Origin of the sequence: Halobacillus kuroshimensis DSM 18393, from assembly GCF_000425705.1 — a bacterium.
In the GTDB taxonomy this organism is placed as follows: domain Bacteria; phylum Bacillota; class Bacilli; order Bacillales; family Halobacillaceae; genus Halobacillus; species Halobacillus kuroshimensis.
The window spans coordinates 538765-556767 of record NZ_AUDY01000008.1 but is presented as its reverse complement, the minus strand read 5'-3'; the positions used below and the strand labels follow the sequence as shown (position 1 = coordinate 556767).

At 45.4% G+C, this 18003-nt stretch carries 16 protein-coding genes; 7 read left to right on the top strand and 9 right to left on the bottom strand.

The window, feature by feature from the left end:
- Positions 1 to 91: 91 nt before the first annotated feature.
- Positions 92 to 1561, top strand: a complete 1470-nt coding sequence (locus H615_RS0104750) for an aminotransferase class I/II-fold pyridoxal phosphate-dependent enzyme (protein ID WP_027954061.1) — start codon at positions 92 to 94, stop codon at positions 1559 to 1561.
- 45 nt (positions 1562 to 1606) lie between these two features.
- Here H615_RS0104750 and H615_RS21985 read toward each other — a convergent pair whose 3' ends face one another.
- A complete protein-coding gene (locus H615_RS21985) occupies positions 1607 to 1717 on the bottom strand; it encodes a GapA-binding peptide SR1P (RefSeq protein WP_084162990.1) in 111 nt (36 codons plus the stop codon).
- Between the two features lie 212 nt (positions 1718 to 1929).
- Positions 1930 to 2817 carry a polysaccharide deacetylase family protein gene (locus tag H615_RS0104745; protein ID WP_027954060.1) on the bottom strand — a complete coding sequence of 296 codons (888 nt, stop codon included), beginning with the start codon at positions 2815 to 2817 and terminating at the stop codon, positions 1930 to 1932.
- A gap of 129 nt (positions 2818 to 2946) precedes the next feature.
- Here H615_RS0104745 and H615_RS0104740 point away from each other — a divergent pair, with 129 nt between their 5' ends.
- From H615_RS0104740 to H615_RS0104725, 3 genes are all read left to right on the top strand, one after another.
- Entirely contained in the window at positions 2947 to 4017 is a 1071-nt protein-coding gene (locus H615_RS0104740) for an FUSC family protein (protein ID WP_277988074.1), read from the top strand.
- 55 nt (positions 4018 to 4072) lie between these two features.
- Entirely contained in the window at positions 4073 to 5605 is a 1533-nt protein-coding gene (locus H615_RS0104735; protein WP_027954058.1) for a glycine betaine uptake BCCT transporter, read from the top strand.
- A gap of 200 nt (positions 5606 to 5805) precedes the next feature.
- Complete coding sequence (locus tag H615_RS0104725) at positions 5806 to 6186, top strand: hypothetical protein (protein ID WP_027954057.1); 381 nt, start codon at positions 5806 to 5808, stop codon at positions 6184 to 6186.
- 138 nt (positions 6187 to 6324) lie between these two features.
- Here the strand turns inward: H615_RS0104725 and lpdA are convergent, their stop codons facing one another.
- The 5 genes from lpdA to H615_RS0104700 form a co-directional block, all read right to left on the bottom strand.
- Positions 6325 to 7734, bottom strand: coding sequence for a dihydrolipoyl dehydrogenase (gene lpdA / locus H615_RS0104720; RefSeq protein ID WP_027954056.1), 1410 nt, complete (start codon positions 7732 to 7734; stop codon positions 6325 to 6327).
- Positions 7735 to 7737: 3 nt separating this feature from the next.
- Positions 7738 to 9033, bottom strand: coding sequence for a dihydrolipoamide acetyltransferase family protein (locus tag H615_RS0104715; RefSeq protein ID WP_027954055.1), 1296 nt, complete (start codon positions 9031 to 9033; stop codon positions 7738 to 7740).
- A gap of 29 nt (positions 9034 to 9062) precedes the next feature.
- On the bottom strand, positions 9063 to 10040 hold the full coding sequence (locus H615_RS0104710) for an alpha-ketoacid dehydrogenase subunit beta (RefSeq protein ID WP_027954054.1): 978 nt from the start codon (positions 10038 to 10040) through the stop codon (positions 9063 to 9065).
- Between the two features lie 3 nt (positions 10041 to 10043).
- Positions 10044 to 11126 carry a pyruvate dehydrogenase (acetyl-transferring) E1 component subunit alpha gene (gene pdhA / locus H615_RS0104705; protein WP_027954053.1) on the bottom strand — a complete coding sequence of 361 codons (1083 nt, stop codon included), beginning with the start codon at positions 11124 to 11126 and terminating at the stop codon, positions 10044 to 10046.
- A gap of 553 nt (positions 11127 to 11679) precedes the next feature.
- Positions 11680 to 12375 carry a YkyA family protein gene (locus H615_RS0104700; protein WP_244877719.1) on the bottom strand — a complete coding sequence of 232 codons (696 nt, stop codon included), beginning with the start codon at positions 12373 to 12375 and terminating at the stop codon, positions 11680 to 11682.
- Positions 12376 to 12530: 155 nt separating this feature from the next.
- Between H615_RS0104700 and def the strand changes: the two genes are divergently transcribed.
- Positions 12531 to 13085: a peptide deformylase gene (gene def, locus H615_RS0104695; RefSeq protein ID WP_027954051.1), complete on the top strand. Its 555-nt coding sequence runs from the start codon at positions 12531 to 12533 to the stop codon at positions 13083 to 13085.
- 40 nt (positions 13086 to 13125) lie between these two features.
- Here the strand turns inward: def and H615_RS0104690 are convergent, their stop codons facing one another.
- Positions 13126 to 13902, bottom strand: coding sequence for a Cof-type HAD-IIB family hydrolase (locus tag H615_RS0104690; RefSeq protein WP_027954050.1), 777 nt, complete (start codon positions 13900 to 13902; stop codon positions 13126 to 13128).
- A gap of 437 nt (positions 13903 to 14339) precedes the next feature.
- Here H615_RS0104690 and H615_RS0104685 point away from each other — a divergent pair, with 437 nt between their 5' ends.
- On the top strand, positions 14340 to 14549 hold the full coding sequence (locus H615_RS0104685) for a DNA-dependent RNA polymerase subunit epsilon (RefSeq protein WP_027954049.1): 210 nt from the start codon (positions 14340 to 14342) through the stop codon (positions 14547 to 14549).
- Between the two features lie 3 nt (positions 14550 to 14552).
- Positions 14553 to 16220, top strand: a complete 1668-nt coding sequence (gene rnjA, locus H615_RS0104680) for a ribonuclease J1 (RefSeq protein ID WP_027954048.1) — start codon at positions 14553 to 14555, stop codon at positions 16218 to 16220.
- Between the two features lie 46 nt (positions 16221 to 16266).
- Here the strand turns inward: rnjA and H615_RS0104675 are convergent, their stop codons facing one another.
- Complete coding sequence (locus H615_RS0104675; RefSeq protein ID WP_027954047.1) at positions 16267 to 17988, bottom strand: pyruvate oxidase; 1722 nt, start codon at positions 17986 to 17988, stop codon at positions 16267 to 16269.
- Between the last annotated feature and the right edge of the window lie 15 nt (positions 17989 to 18003).

Below are 18003 nucleotides of genomic sequence, written 5' to 3'. Positions count from 1 at the left end.
ATTGGAAAAAGGAGACATAAAAGACTGGCGCAAGGTTCTGGACTCTGCTATAATTCATTTGCTTTTCTATTATAAAGAGGTGTTCCCATACATGAATCAACATGAAACCCCCCTGTTTACAGGGTTGAAAAAACACCGGGAGCGCAATCCCGTACAATTTCACATCCCCGGTCATAAAGGCGGACGTGGAATGGACGAGGAATTCCGTTCCTTTATCGGTGAAAATGCATTATCCATTGATTTAATTAATATACAGCCATTGGATGATCTCCATCATCCCCAAGGCATGATCAAAGAGGCACAGGAGCTTGCAGCAGAGGCTTTTGGCGCGGACTACACGTTCTTTTCTGTTCAGGGGACCTCAGGCGCCATTATGACGATGATTCTTAGTGTCTGCCAGCCGGGCGATAAAATCATTGTTCCAAGAAACGTCCACAAATCGGTAACCACTGCGATCATTTTCTCAGGGGCCAAGCCCGTTTTTATCCATCCGGAACTGGATGAACGATTCGGTATTTCCCACGGGATTACGACAGACGCCGTAAAGAAGGCCTGTGAAGCACATCCGGATGCTAAAGGCCTGCTTGTTATCAATCCGACGTATTTCGGTGTATCGGCTGATTTAAAAGGGATTGTGGATATTGCCCACAGCTTTGATATACCCGTCCTTGTGGATGAGGCACACGGTGTCCATATTCACTTCCATGAACGTCTGCCTATGTCTGCCATGGAGGCCGGGGCGGATATGGCTTCCACCAGCGTCCACAAGCTGGGCGGATCATTAACGCAGAGCTCTGTTTTGAATATCAGGGAAGGGCTTGTTTCTCATGAGCGTGTACAGGCTGTATTGTCGATGCTTCATACCACATCGACCTCCTATATTCTGCTGGCCTCCCTGGATACAGCAAGACGTCATCTTGCCATTCATGGACATCAACTGATGGAAAATGCTATTCTGCTGGCCGATCGAGCACGTGAAAAGCTCAATCAAATTCCAGCCATTTTCTGTCCAGGTGCCGATATTTTATCGTCCAGCGCAACGGTCGACTATGACCCGACCAAACTGATTATTTCAGTTAAAAATCTCGGCATGACCGGTTACGATGTTGAAGTGTGGCTGAGGGAGAATTACAGCATTGAGGTGGAACTTTCCGACCTTTACAATATTCTTTGTATCATCACTCCAGGCGACAGCCTGCAGGAAGTCGAAAAACTTGTACAGGCGCTGCATCATTTAACAGACCTTTGCCGGACCGAGGCAGAAGTGACACCCGTTTCTGTAAAAGTTCCCGACATCCCTGTTCTTGCGCTCTCTCCTAGAGAGGCATTCTACTCCACCACCGAGACCGTTCCTTTAAAAAAAGCCGCAGGCAGAATCAGTGCCGAATTTGTAATGGTCTACCCTCCGGGTATCCCTATTTTCATTCCGGGAGAAATCATTACCGCCGATAACATTGATTACATTTATGAAAACGTGGAGGCAGGACTCCCTGTCCAGGGACCTGTTGATGATACCTTAGAAACAATCCGGGTCATCCGTGAACAGAGAGCCTTCAAATAAACCTAAAAAAAGCCGGACGCTTCATAGCGTCCGGCTTTTTCATGTTTATTTCTCGGTATCCGTGCATGTCGGGCATGTGCTGTATAAAGTAGAAACCTTCTCGTTTTCGTAATGCTCAATCACCTTTTGACAGTCTTGACATACGATTGTTCCCATTCATATCCACCCCTTCATTTGTAATCGTTTTCAGTGTAGTTTTATTTTAATATGGCTTATTGTGAAAATCAACCCTTTTAGTATAACTTTTTAAAATATATGTCATACTAATAAGTCACCTACCTACCATTATATGATCCTGTTCTTTTAAAAAGAATAAAGAAACAGGAAGCCGCCCGGCTTCCTGTTTTAATCATGGTTAATGTCCTTATTTAAGGTGTTTGAATAAGCGCTGGATCAAGCAGGGTATACCCTTTATCCCTCAATCCATCTACAATATCCCCGAGAGCCTTATTCGTCCAGTCACGATCGTGCATCAGTAAGTTTGCGCCATTGGCCAGCAATGGTGTATCAACCATTATATCAGCGAGTGATGACGCATTTTGGTATTCCTGTTCCCAATCATAGCCATACGTCCAGTTCATCAACAGCATGCCCTCTTCCTTTACGAGCTCCTTGACAAAGTCTGTATTCGATCCAAATGGCGAACGGTAAAACACCGGCCGTTCCCCGGTAATTTCTTCAATCTGGTCACTTACAGTCAGGATTTCCTCACGCTGTTCTTCCTCGGACATTGTTTTTAGATCCTTATGAGAATAAGTATGGTTTCCAATCGGGAAGCCCATGTCATGAATGGCCTTCACCCATTGTTTTCTCTTTTCTGCCAGTTCTTCGTCAGGAGTGTCTAAAAAGTGTCCATTTACAAAGAAAATGGCGGGCGCGCCTTTCTCTTTCAATGTTTCGGCCATCTCCATGGCATGTGCATCAGGAATGTCATCAATCGTTAATAAGGCCACCTTCGGATCAGCATCTGCAATCGGCTGGAATGACCAGTTGTCTGTCATCTCATATTGTGCCTCTTTCTGCACGAAAGCTTCCTGCGCATCCTCTTCCTCTTCTGATGATTGTTCCGTTTCCTCTTTTTCCTTTTCCCCTTCTCCAGGGTTTTCCAACGACTCCGTACTGTCCTTTTCCTGCTGCTCAGCAGCCGGTTCATCTGACGCTGTCTGATCTTCTTCTGACCCTGAAGTACCTTCGTTACCGCCACAGGCAGCCAGGAATACAAGCAAAAGCAGGAACACACTAAACCATCGTTTCATTTTTGACCCTCCACTGTTATGTATTTCCACTTTTATCATTATAATAGATTATCCGACATTTTTTCTATCGTTTTTGGGTAATTTATTATATAATAGTAAACCGTGGTCAGAAGACACGACATATGGGTGATGGTTATGCTTCATACATTGAAAAATTTTAAGATTTTGGGAAGCCGAACGTTGAAAACGGGAATCTCTGTCTTTTTGACTGCATTAATATGCGGTTTTTTTAATTTGCCGATCATCTTTGCTGTTATTACAGCCATCGTGACAATCGAGCATACGGCAGCAGATTCCATTAAGAAGGCAGCGGTCCGGTTTCCTGCATCAGCAATCGGGGCTTTACTTGCAACCGCCTTTTATGGGTTGTTCGGTAAAGGTGCGCTGACGTTCGCGCTGGTCGCCATGGCTACGATTGCCGTCTGCCACAAATTAAAGCTTGATGATGGGATTTTGGTGGCAACGATCACAGCTACAGCTATGATTCCCGATTTTCAGGACCAATATTTTGTTTCGTTTTTCACAAGATTGGGTACTACATCCATTGGGATCATCATATCGACATTTGTGAATTTTTTCCTGCTTCCACCCAACTATTCCCCCACGATTTACAAAAACATCAATGGTCTGTATAATCAAGCTGGTCTGCTCTTAAGGCGTATAATCGAGAATGTAACGGCAGATTCTAAAGAGAAATCCCGTGGGATCCAGCGGTCATACCGACAACTCACAGCCCAGCTGGAAAAAACGAACCAGTTGTCCCGGTATCAGCGTGAAGAGTGGAAGTACCATCGTCATACCGATGAAGAGATGGTTTCTTTTCAGCTTTCACAGCGAAAGCTTGCTGCTTTTCAGCAGATTGCCTATCATTTGGGGAACCTGCAGTATGTCCAGACTAAAGCCTCTGATTTTACAGAAAGCGAAAAAGATCTGCTTCTCGAACTGACGGATGAATATGTCAATGTACTGCTTGACCCGGCTCATTCGATCAGGGAGAAACAATTCAATATGGTGCATCAATTGGATGAAGCATTTTGGAAATGGAAAGAAGAACATGTCGTGAAACAGACCGGGTACAGGCATCACTTACCCCCTCAAACCATTTTAATCTACGAAATGCTTTGTTTTCACGACGTCCTGGAAGAATTGCAAAATTTGTCAGAAAAACAGATGCATGTCGTGAAAAGGTGCTACTTTTAGACCTGATTTTTATGAGGGGAATCAAACATAATACTTATTAGGAGGGATTTTCTTCATGAATCAAGTGACGAAAGTGTTTTATATCTCAGTTGTCGCTGCAATATTATTCATTGGATGGGGTGTTATTCCTGAATCCACCCTTCCCACGTGGAACTTAAGCAACGTTACATCTACAATTCAGGGATTTCTAACCGATAAATTCGGATGGTTTTATCTATTATCTGCTACAGGCTTCTTAATCTTTGCCATCTTCCTCGTCTTTTCTAAATTCGGAAAGCTGAAGCTTGGTAAGCCTGACGACGAGCCGGAATACCCATACATTACATGGTTTGCGATGCTGTTTAGTGCAGGTATGGGGATTGGTCTTGTATTCTGGGGAGCTGCGGAACCACTTTCCCATTTCCACACGCCGCCACTTCCAGGACAGGATCCTATGAGTGAAGAAGCGGCCCAGGCTGCAATGAAATATGCCTTCTTCCACTGGGGGCTCCACCCTTGGGCCATTTATGCTGTACTTGCTCTTGCCCTTGCATACTTCAAGTTCAGAAAAGATGCTCCTGGTGTTATCAGTGCGGCTCTTACACCGGTTTTAGGTGAAAAGAGAGTAAAAGGTCCAATCGGTACAATCGTGGACTTTATCGCTGTATTTGCCACAATCTTTGGTGTCGCTACATCACTCGGTCTTGGTGCCCTGCAGATTTCAAGTGGTCTTGCTTTTGTCATCGATGGACTTGAGGACACCTTTACGCTGCAGCTGATCATCATTTGTGCTGTTACCGTATTGTTCATGGTTTCTGCTATGACAGGGTTGAACAAGGGTATTAAATACCTGAGTAATACGAACATCGTACTAGCAATTACATTAATGGTTTTCCTACTGTTTGCAGGTCCTACGAACTTTATCATGGATTATTTCACGACGACATTCGGTTCTTATGTCCGTGACCTTCCTTATATGAGTTTCCGTCTGACACCGTTTGCCGAGGATAATTCCTGGGTTCAAGGCTGGACGATCTTCTACTGGGCATGGTGGATTTCATGGGCACCATTCGTAGGTACATTCATTGCTCGTGTATCCCGCGGCCGTACCATCCGTGAATTCATTCTTGGTGTCCTGCTCGTTCCAACGATCTTCGGTGCCCTTTGGTTCTCCGTATTCGGCGGAACAGCGATCTCTCTGGAATTCTTTGACGGCGTTGATATCATCTCTGACGTTAATGAACTCGGTACAGAAGTTGCTCTATTCTCCATGCTTGAGCACATTCCGCTTGGAGCTGTTATGAGTGTCATCGGACTGCTGTTAATCAGCACCTTCTTTATCACTTCTGCCGACTCTGCAACCTTCGTTCTTGGTATGCAGACGACAAATGGAAGCCTGAACCCTAAAAACCAGGTGAAATTCACTTGGGGAATCATTCAGGCAGGAGCTGCTGCTGTACTGCTGTGGCAGGGTGGTCTGGGAGCCCTTCAAACAGCTGCGATTATCGCAGCCTTCCCGTTCACATTCATTTTAATTCTCATCTGTTTCTCCCTATTAAAAACGTTCCAGGAAGAAGCGAAGAAAGTCGACCTTAAGAAAAAACGATAAGTTCAACAAAAATGCCCGGGTAAACCACCCGGGCATTTTTATATCCAATATCTTTCTTTATGATTACCTCCCCTTTTTTAACATCTCTTTTCATTATAAAACACCAGGCTTTCATTCCTGTGACAAATCCATAACAACCCGGGTTCCAGCCTCTTCATCTGTTAAACTGAACATGAACTCAGATAAGGGAGAGAAGCTGCATGCAAACGAACAAACTAATGATCTTCACTGTCCTTCTCCTATTAATGGGCTGTATCGGTCAGTCTGAAGAAGTCCAGGTTCTTTCTACATCTCCTGATGATTATGATTTGTACCTCTATACGAATCCGGATCAGGAGGAAAAGGCTGAAAACTACATGACCGCCCTTTTAAATTGGAAATTAGAGCATCAGGATCACAACCGTCTGCAATTCAAACAAACGACCACGGATTCCCACAATGTCGAAGACATTGAAGGGGCTTCTCTCCCTATGCTCGTTGTCAAAAAGGAAGGCCGTACAATTACCCGGCTTTCCGGTATTGAAACCGAAAATCGAATTTCATCCACCCTGGAGGAGGCACTCGTGCTCTCAGGAACATAAACAAACAACATACATCCAAACGAAAAGAAGCAGCCGCTCTCGACGGGCTGCTTCTTTTCGTTTGGGGACGCTGACCCACCGTTTATGTGGAAATAAAAAAAACTGCCGGACAAGAGTCCGGCAGTTTTACTTTAATCATTACTTTGTAATGTGAATCGGTTGACCGATAGCAACTTCAGCAGCTTCCATCGTAATCTCACCAAGTGTAGGGTGAGCGTGGATTGTAAGAGCCAAGTCTTCAGCAGTCATTCCAGCTTCAATGGCAAGGCCAAGCTCAGCGATCATATCACTGGCATTCGGACCAGCAATTTGAGCACCGATAACAAGATCATCATCTTTACGTGTAACAAGTTTCAAGAAACCGTCACTGTCGTTAAGAGAAAGCGCACGACCATTAGCTGCAAACGGGAATTTAGAAGCTTTCACTTCGTAACCAGCGTCTTTAGCTTCCTGCTCTGTATAACCAACAGAAGCAAGCTCTGGATCAGAGAATACTACAGCAGGGATGCCGTGGTAATCGATCTGTGTTTTCTCACCAGCGATAGCTTCAGCAGCCACTTTCGCTTCGTAGGAAGCTTTGTGAGCAAGTGGAGGCCCTGCTACGATATCACCAATGGCATAAACGTTTTCTAGGTTTGTACGGCATTGGTTGTCGATTTCAATCAGACCTTTATCCGTCATGTTCAAGCCAAGATCTTCAAGACCGATTTCATCTGTGTTCGGACGGCGTCCAACAGTTACAAGAACGTAATCAGCGTCGACGGTTTTCGTTTCCCCTTTTACTTCATAGGTTACGGTTACACCGTTTTCTGTTTCTTCAACACCCTGAGCCATAGCGTTCGTTTCGATGGCAACGCCTTTTTTCTTCAGACGTTTCTTCACAATGGAAGACATTTGTTTTTCGAATCCGCCAAGGATATCTTTCATACCTTCAAGGATGGTTACTTCCGTATCGAAGTTTGCGTAAGCTGTACCAAGCTCCGTACCGATGTACCCTCCTCCGATGACGACAAGCTTCTTAGGAACTTCCTGAAGAGAGAGAGCTCCTGTAGAATCAAGCACGCGGTCAGAGAACTTGAAGTTTGGAAGTTCAATTGGACGGGATCCTGTTGCAATAATCACATTGTTGAACGTGTAGGTTTGAGAGTTTTTCTCATCCATCACGCGCACCGTGTTTTTATCGACAAAGTATACTTCGCCTTTTACGATGTCTACTTTATTTCCTTTAAGAAGGCCTTCAACACCGCCGGTAAGTTTGTTTACAACGCCGCTCTTCCATTCCTGGACCTTGGAGAAGTCAACCGTTGTATTTTCAGATTGGATACCCATGTCGTCGGCACCTTTAGCATGCTCATAACGGTGACCAGCCTGAATCAATGCTTTTGAAGGTACACAACCGACGTTCAAGCAGACACCGCCAAGGTTGCCCTTATCAACGATGGTTACTTTCTGACCCGTCTGGGCGGCGCGGATGGCAGCAACATAACCGCCTGGGCCCGCACCTACTACTAATGTGTCTAGTTCAATTGGGAAATCTCCTACTACCATACTTTACGCCTCCATCATAATTAGTTGTGGATCGTTCAGTAAACGCTTGATGTTGTTCATTGCGTGCTGAGCTGTTGCACCGTCAATAATACGGTGGTCAAAGCTTAGGGAAATAGCAAGAACTGGAGCCACTACGACTTCACCATCGCGTACGATCGGCTTATCAGCGATACGGCCGATTCCTAGAATAGCTACTTCAGGGTGGTTGATAACTGGTGTAAACCACTGACCACCGGCAGAACCGATATTCGTAATCGTTGTGGAAGCACCTTTCATCTCTTCACCAGAAAGTTTACCATCACGGGCTTTAACAGCCAGTTCATTGATTTCACTTGAGATAGAGAATACAGACTTACGATCCGCATCTTTAACAACAGGAACCATCAGACCTTTTTCTGTATCTGCAGCAATACCAATATTATAGTAGTGTTTCTGAATAATTTCATCTGTATTGTCGTCAATAGACGTATTTAGAACAGGGAATTTCTTCAGTGTAGAAACAAGGGACTTCACAACATATGGAAGGTAAGTCAGCTTGATATCCTGTTCTGCAGCTACGCTCTTGAATTTCTTACGGTGCGCAACAAGTTCAGAAACATCCACTTCGTCCATTAATGTTACGTGAGGAGCTGTATGCTTGGAGTTCACCATAGCTTTGGAGATCGCTTTACGGATTCCGCTCATCTTCTCACGAGTTTCTGGATAAGCTTCGCCTGCAGCTGGTGCTGCCGGTTTGCTGGATGCTGCTTCTTCCTGTTTCTCTTCCTGTGCCGGAGCTTCAGAAGAAGCTGATTCCGCTTGTCCACCGTTCATGAAGCTTTCAATATCTTCCTTAAGAACACGGCCATTTTTTCCAGAGCCTTGAACCTGACGGATTTCAACATCATTGTCGCGGGCAAACTTACGTACAGACGGCATAGCGATGACACGCTTGTCTTCGTCTACGTCTGCAGAAGCTGCAGCCGGCTGGTCAGTTTTTTCTTCTTTGCTTTCTTCTTTAGGAGCCTCTGCTTCTTCTTTACTCTCTTCTTGAGGAGCTTCAGAAGAACCAGTGTCTTCAGAACCGTCATCAATGGTAATGATCACTGTTCCAACTGTTGTAGTCTCGCCTTCGTCAACGTGAATTTCTTTTACAGTACCATCCACTTGTGAAGGAATTTCAACAACGGCTTTGTCGTTCTGTACTTCACAGAGTACATCGTCTTCTTTTACTTCGTCGCCCGGTTTGACGAACCACTTTGCAATTTCACCTTCGTGGATACCTTCACCGATATCAGGCAGTTTAAATTCAAATGCCACGGGTATTCCCTCCTAGTAATTAGAGATAATTAAAAGTTCATAACGTCGTTGACTTTTTCAACGATCGTGTTGTGGTTAGGAAGCCATACTTCTTCCGCTTGAGTAAATGCATAAACCGTGTCTGGTGCAGCTACACGCAGGACTGGTGCCTCAAGGTGAAGAATCGCTTTTTCCTGGATTTCAGCTACAATGTTGGAAGCAATTCCTGCCTGTTTTTGTGCTTCCTGCACAACAACGGCACGGTTTGTCTTCTTCACAGAAGCAAGGATTGTTTCGTAGTCCACTGGGGAAACCGTACGAAGGTCAAGAACCTCAGCGCTGATTCCATTTTTCTCAAGTTCTTCTGCCGCTTTAAGGGAAGAATGAACCATAGCACCGTAAGCGACAAGTGTTACGTCTGTACCTTCACGCTTAACTGCTGCTTTGTCCAGATCTACTGTGTACTCTTCTTCCGGTACTTCTTCACGGAAAGAACGGTAGAGCTTCATGTGCTCAAGGAAGATAACTGGATCATTATTACGGATGGAAGAGATCAAAAGACCTTTGGCATCGTAAGGGTTGGATGGAATAACTACACGCAGACCAGGCTGCTGTGCCATTAGACCTTCAAGGCTGTCGGCGTGAAGTTCAGGCGTGTGAACACCGCCGCCGAATGGAGAACGTACAGTGATCGGCATCGGACGTGTACCACCGGAACGGTAACGGTAACGAGCCATTTGGCCGCTGATCGCATCCATGACTTCATATACGAAGCCGAAGAATTGAATTTCTGGTACTGGACGGAAACCAGTGAGGGCAAGTCCGATGGACATACCGCCGATTCCGGATTCAGCTAGGGGTGTATCGAATACACGATCTTCGCCGAACTCTTTTTGAAGACCTTCAGTAGCACGGAATACTCCGCCGTTTTGACCAACGTCTTCACCATAGATCAGCACGTTTTCATCATTTTTAAGTTCTGTGCGCATCGCGTCTGTGATGGCTTGAATCATTGTCATTTGTGCCATGATTTACTTCGACTCCTTTTCCTTATATTCTTCCAGCTGCTCCTGTAGGTTGGATGGAAGTTCCTCGTGCATGATACCGATAAGATCGGCAACCGACTGCTTAGGAGTGTTGTCAGCTTCTTTAACCGCTGCTTTGATTTCTTCTTTTGTTTTTTCGATCAGTTCGTTTTCTTCCTCTTCAGACCAAAGCCCTTTAGCCTCGAGGAATTTACGGAAACGAACGATTGGATCTTTCTTCTCCCACTCGCTGTCTTCATCTTCCGTACGGTAGCGTGTAGGATCGTCACCAGCCATTGTATGAGGGCCGTAACGGTAAGTAAGAGTCTCAATCAATGTAGGGCCTTCACCGTTTACAGCGCGGTCACGGGCTTCTTTTGTAGCCGCGTAAACAGCAAGAACATCCATTCCATCAACCTGGATTCCTTCGATACCAGCAGCAACTGCTTTTTGAGCAATTGTCTGAGCTGCAGACTGCTTCTCTACAGGTACAGAGATCGCAAAACGGTTGTTCTGTACAACGAAGATCGCCTGGGCGGCGAAAGCTCCTGCAAAGTTGATACCTTCGTAGAAGTCACCCTGGGAGGCACCGCCGTCACCAGTATAAGTAATCGCTACAGCGTTTTGGCCGCGCTTTTTATAGCCAAGACCAACGCCGGCTGTTTGTGTAATTTGTGCACCAATAATAATCTGCGGACTTACTGCGTTCACGCCCTCAGGCATTTGATTTCCTTTGAAATGTCCACGGGAGAACAGGAATGCCTGGTGAAGTGGAAGACCGTGCCAGATCAACTGTGGTACATCACGGTATCCTGGTAGAATAAAGTCCTCTTTCTCCAACGCAAACTGGCTTCCAAGCTGAGAAGCTTCCTGCCCTGCTGTTGGAGCGTAGAAACCAAGACGTCCCTGGCGGTTAAGCGCAATAGAACGCTGGTCCAAAATACGCGTATATACCATACGGCGCATGATTTCTTTTAAATCTTCATCTGATAGGTCAGGCATGAAATCGTCGTTTACGATTTCGCCTTCTTCGTTAAGGATTTGAAACGTTTCGAACTGGTTTTCAATGTTCTCTAGAGTTCGTTTCAAGTCATTCACCCTTTCCTTTCGTATTTTAAAAATGGATGCTGTAAGTAGCTTTCCCAATTATGAAAAAAACTGTACCGATTTGCTCTTTACGTTTTACCCCTCACGTCCATGGATTAATCATGACGGGAAGATATCTAAAACTGTTACAATTGTTAACTAAGATTCAATGGTACAATGTCAATCCACTTTGTAGTTTAGCTCAATTCGTCATCATTCGTCAATCACTTCGGTGCAGATAATATCTATATGATGACAGAGCCGCTGCAAAGCAGTCGAAACCCGGCAGATCCTGCGATGAAAAAACCTCACACTGTATCACCCAAAATTTAAGCCTGTATTAATCTTACGTTTTTTCCCTTTAATAATCAAATGGGATGCTTTGATAGGCAGGCATCCCTGGGCGGTACGTGAAGCGTCCCTCTTCCCGGCATGGATGGCCGTAAGACTCCGGTCGCTCCACGCCCGTGTGCAGGTGTAAAAACGGGAAGGTATGGAGACCCATTGAAAAAAACAACAAAAGGCCCGCTCACATGTGCAAGCGGGCCTTTTGTTGTTATGAAGCTTCTTCCTCTGATGTGTCCTCTCCAGATTCTTCATAGGTCACATCGAGCTCCATTGTCTCATAAAGCTCTTTCTTCAAGGTGTTGTATTCATCTGTATACTGGTTAAACACTTCGTTCTTTTCTATGACCTTATTGTAGCTTTCATTAATCTTCTCGACCTGTGATTTCAAGTTCTCTTCCTTCAGGTCTTCCTTCTGCGTCATTTCATACAATTCCGCATCAAGCGTGAGTGCCTCGTCATAAGCACTGTATAACTCTTCATATGTACTGTATCGTTTCTCCATAACATCAATAAGCTCCTGCGCTTTTTCCTGAGCTTCCTGATTTTCTTCGCCAAGATCTTCTACAGGAGATTTAATCTCATCAAATTCAGCTTTAGCAGCATCGATGCTTTCTTTTTCGAGCTCCAGCTTGTTCCGGCGCTCCTCCACGATGCCTGCTGCTTCCTCTGATTTTTCTTTGATCTGATCAAACTGATCCATATCCAAGGCAATGATTTCGTCATAAAGCTGTTGTTCCTGCTCTTCCAGTTCAACCATCGGCTCCTGCTGTTCCCGGAAGGTTTCTTCCTGTGAAACGGCTTCTTCCAAATGCTCGTAAATTTGTTCTTCCGGAGCCTGATTGGAACAGCCTGTCATAACTAAGGCCGCTGCAGCAAGCGCTCCGATCATCGTATGTAATCGCACAACATTTCCCCCTCGTAATCCCTGACACATTATTGTAAACTAAGCATATCTACAATAGTATAATAATTGGCAGGAATTGAAAAGTACCGAATTGATTCACCTGCCCTGTCAATGGAAATACAGATGAAGATATAAGCTTGAAAGGATGTTGTTTCATGATCACAATGGACGATATTGTCCGCGAGGGTCACCCCGCTTTAAGGACAGTCACGGAAGAAGTACCCCTCCCTCCTTCCGAAGAAGATAAGAAAACATTGGAGGAAATGGTCCAATACTTAAAAAACAGCCAGGATGAACAGGTGTGCAGCCGCTACGGCCTGCGTCCCGGTGTCGGCCTCGCAGCACCACAGATTAATGTGAACAAGCGGATGCTGGCCGTACATTTTACAGATATGAAAGATAAACTATACAGTTACGGTCTGTTCAATCCCCGTATAGTCAGTCACTCGGTGGAGCGTACGTATCTATCCACTGGAGAAGGTTGTCTTTCTGTCGACCGTGAAGTGCCCGGGTATGTCCCAAGGTACCGGAGAATCACAGTAAAAGCGACAGATTTGGAAGGAAATGATGTGAAACTTCGGTTGAAGGATTACGCGGCCATTGTCTTTCAACACGAAATCGATCACCTTCACGGAGTGATGTTCTACGATCACATCGACCAGGAGCAGCCGTTTAAAGAACCTGAAAACGCCACACCCGCCGATCGTTAATAAAAGAGCGCCGTCTGATCACTCAGCGGCGCTCTTTTCATTATTTTAATAAACCAAGTTCATATATCGCGTGGGACAGGCCGTCCTCCCCGACATCAACCGTAACAAAATCGCTCACAGCCTTCGTTTCGGAAACGGCATTCCCCATAGCTACACCCGTTCCGACTTCCCGGATCATTTCAATATCATTCAATCCATCTCCAAAGGCAAAAGTGTCCTCCATCCGGAGGCCGGCAGCTTCTACGAGTTTCTTAATCCCCTCTGCCTTCGACCCTCCACGGGGAAGCACATCACAGGACACCGGGTGCCAGCGGATATAATCAAAGGCCGGAAAGGCTTCCCTGTACTCTTCAATTTCATCGCCTTCACAGAAAATAAGGGACTGATAAATGTTTCTTCCTTTATAAAAAGACGCATCTTCATCAGGATGATCAATGTATAATGTTCCGAGACTGGAAGAAATATCTTCATGATCCGGTGTGGAGGCCCTCATTTCCTCATGGTTCATGAACACCATCGGATGATCATTGGATTCTGCATGTGCATGCAGTTTTTCAAGATCAGTCCCTGAGAGGGGGTTCGTATAGACTTCCTCCCCTTCGAAAACAACATACTGGCCGTTGAAACTGATATAGGAATCGATTCCAAGTTCTTCTCTCAGCTCTTTGTACATAAAAGGAGCACGTCCTGTGGCAATGGCACAGTAAACGCCTTGATCCTTCAGGTCCTGAACCGCTTTTTTCGTCTTCTCCGGAAGCTTTTTATCATGGTCAAGCAGTGTTCCATCAATATCAAAAAAGGCAATTTTCTTATCCATAAGCGTTCCTCCTGCATATTCAAATTCTTTCATTTCTACGCTCTTATCATAGCATGTCCTGCTCTTTGGCTATACTGTAGCATGAGTGGATAGGTTTGAGAAGAAAAACACACCATAATGACAAAATATAAAATGTAAATGTTTCATTCTTTCACAAACCGTATTATACTAGAGATAACAGGGATTGGGCGGTTTAACGTTTTTGGCGTTTTCTTCATCAACATAAAGGGGATGGATGCAAATGATGAAGCGTCTGAGAAGAAAGCTTAGAAAACGTTGGAAAAATTTCATGAAGCGGAAGACATACGCGTAAATCATTGTTTCAGGTGTACGGCCACCTGCGCATACAAGAATCATTACCATACACGCTGGAATCGTGCTATGATGATGAGAGGACAAGAATGTGGAAATTATATCTAGTTAGGAGCGATAACGTAATGATATTCAAAGTATTGTATCAGGAGCTTGATACTGAAGTTCCTGTCCGCGAACGTACAGACAGCATGTACCTGGAAGCGGAAACCGAAAGACAAGTACGTGAAAAATTAAAAAATGCAGGATTTAATATTGAATATATCCAGGTGCTTGATGAGGATCACCTGGCATATGAGCAGCAATCCGAAGATTTCAGGCTGGAGCAGTTTTAACCGATGAAATTTGTGAAAAATGACCAGACCGCCGTGTTTGCCCTTGGAGGCCTCGGTGAAATCGGTAAAAACACATACGGCGTACAATTCCAAGACGAAATCATCCTCATTGATGCAGGGATTAAGTTCCCGGAAGACGAACTGCTCGGTATCGACTATGTCATTCCGGATTATACTTATCTCGTGCAGAATCAAGATAAAATCAAAGGTTTGTTCATCACGCACGGTCACGAAGATCACATCGGTGGTATTCCCTACCTTCTGCGTGAACTCAATATTCCAATCTATGCAGGGAAGCTTGCCATCGGCTTAATCCGTAATAAACTGGATGAGCACGGCCTGCTGCGCAGCGCGAAATTAAACACGATTCAGGAAGAAGACGTGATCAAATTCCGCAAAACGTCCGTATCCTTTTTCCGGACGACACACAGCATCCCTGATTCCTATGGAATCGTTGTAAAAACACCACCAGGCAACGTCGTTCACACAGGTGACTTCAAATTTGATTTCACTCCTGTAGGTGAACCGGCCAACCTTGCTAAAATGGCTGAAATCGGTAAAGAAGGCGTTCTTGCCCTCCTTTCTGACAGTACCAATAGTGAGGTTCCTGGTTTCACTAAATCCGAACGTGTTGTGGGCCAAAGCATCCATGACATCTTCACGCGTATGGACGGCCGTTTAATTTTTGCGACCTTCGCGTCGAACATCCACCGCCTTCAACAGGTCGTGGAAGCCGCTATTAAACATGGCCGTAAAGTTGCCGTATTCGGCCGTAGTATGGAATCTTCCATCCGCATCGGTCAGGAACTTGGATATATCCGTGCCCCTAAGGATACATTCATTGATGCCCAGCAGATCAATCGTCTGCCGGCAAACGAAGTTGTCATCCTTTGTACCGGATCCCAAGGTGAACCGATGGCCGCCCTGTCAAGAATCGCCAACGGTACCCACCGTCAGATTCAAATTCAACCAGGCGACACCGTTGTGTTCTCTTCTTCCCCAATCCCTGGAAACACAATTAGTGTCAGCCGTACCATTAACAAGTTGTACCGTGCAGGTGCCGATGTTATTCACGGACCACTGAATGATATCCACACATCCGGACACGGCAGTCAGGAAGAAATGAAGCTCATGCTCCGCCTTATGCAGCCGAAGTTCTTTATGCCGATTCACGGTGAATACCGCATGCTGAAAGAACATGTGAAATTGAGTCTGGACTGTGATGTTCAGGAAGAGAACTGCTTCGTTATGGATAACGGTGATGTGCTTGCCTTAGGCAAGGAAGAAGCCTCTGTGGCAGGAAAAATCCCGTCCGGCTCTGTTTATGTAGACGGAAGCGGCATCGGTGATATTGGAAATATCGTTCTCCGTGACCGCCGCATCCTTTCTGAAGAAGGGCTTGTCATCGTTGTGGTCAGTATCAACATGAAGGAATTTAAGATTGCTTCCGGTCCTGACATCATTTCCCGAGGTTTTGTCTACATGAGGGAATCCGAGGACTTGATCAAAGAGGCCCAGCAGCTCGTCAGTTCCCACGTTGAAAAAGTGATGGAACGCCGTACGACTCAATGGTCTGAAATTAAAAATGAAATTACAGATACCATCGCGCCGTTCCTGTTTGAAAAAACAAAACGTCGTCCGATGATTCTTCCAATCATTATGGAAGTGTAATAAAAAAGCCCGCTGTCGAGAGACAGCGGGCTTTTTTGATGTTGTATTAGAATAAACGTTGAATGGATTTCTTAAGGTCAGGGAGGTCCAGCGTCCCGGATTCAAAGAATTCCTTGACGATATACTTCGAATAATTCACAGCAGATGTGTAATCAATTTTCCCTGGAAGTGGAGCCTGGTCTTCAATGACTACATCAATCAGAACCGGTTTATCAGATAGGAATGCCTGTTTCATTTTGGTCCCAAGTTCTTCATAGGACTCAATACGGTAGCCTTCTGCTCCGCAGGCTTCAGCAAATTTGGCAAAATCCACTTCACCAAGGTTTGTTGCATAATTCAAGTGTCCCATCTGTTCCTGCTCATACTTGATCATCCCGATCTTACTGTTATTCAGAACAACCATTTTAATCGGCAGTTCGTATTTAACAGCGGTGACGAAATCATGCATGACCATGGAAAATCCACCGTCTCCCGATACTCCGACCACCTGCTTTTCCGGATGAGCTTTCTGCGCTGCTATGGCACCTGGGAGTCCACTCCCCATGGTTCCAAGCCAGCCGGAAATAAGGAATTTCTGGTTAACGAGATGAAGGAAGCGTGTGAGCCATACGGTAACGTTCCCAACATCTCCGGAAACGACTGCTCCCGGCTTCAAATGTTTTTCCAATTCATACATCACTTGTGGAGCGTGAAGAGGGTCCTCTTCCCTTCTCTTTTCCTCCTGTACAGCAATACGCCAATCCTTCATCTTTTCCTGATAGTAAGACAGGTAGCTGCGTTCTTCCACTGGTTCGATCACGTCTGTCAGCGCCTGCAGAGTTTCCCGGCTGTCTCCGGCAAGGCCGGTTGTAATCGGATAGTGCTTCCCAAGGTGAGCGGGCTCCCGATCAATCTGAATGGCATTCACTTGTTCCGGGAGAAAGTCACGATATGGAAACTGGGTACCGACCAAGATGAGAAGGTCGGTTTCCTTCATCGCATGATACGCTGGTTTGGTACCAATTTGCCCGTGCTGTCCGAGACAATACGGGTGATTATCGGGAATAATCCCTTTTCCGAGCAGGCTCATAATGATCGGCGCTTTGATGGTTTCAGCAAAGGCAATCAGTTCATTGGCTGAAGACTTTGTTCCCTGTCCTGCCAGAATCAACGGTTTTTCCGACTTCTCAATCAGTTTCCTTGCCTCGTTTAAATGTTTTTGACGAGGGAAAATTTCAGGTTTGAAGAACTCCCCTGATGTCCGTCTCGTGTTATCGCTCTGCTTTTTAGCGAATAAATCATCCGGGACAATCAATACAGAAACACCCTTATTGGCATAAGCTTCCTTCACTGCCTGGTCCAGCAGATCCGGGAGCTGCTCTTCTGTTTCCGCCCGTTGATTAAAAACCGATACATCATCAAACATACGCTCCAGATTAATTTCCTGAAATGCTCCCGTTCCAATTTCCTCGCTGTGTACCTGTCCCACGATAGCGAGGACCGGGGCCCCATCAGCCTTCGCATCATAAAGTCCATTTAATAGATGGATGGCTCCAGGACCGGCTATCCCCATTGTCACACCAAGTTTTCCGGTAAGCTTCGCATATGCGGCTGCCGACAGAGCACCAGTCTCCTCATGGCGGACTTGAAGAAATTCGATTTCGTCCTTTCTTTTTCTTAAATCATCAATCAATTCATTTATTGAATCACCAGGCATGCCGTATACATGATCCACACCCCAGTCGATCAACTGCTGTGTCAGTAATGCTCCTGTACGTTTTTCAAACATATGCTTCATCCTTTC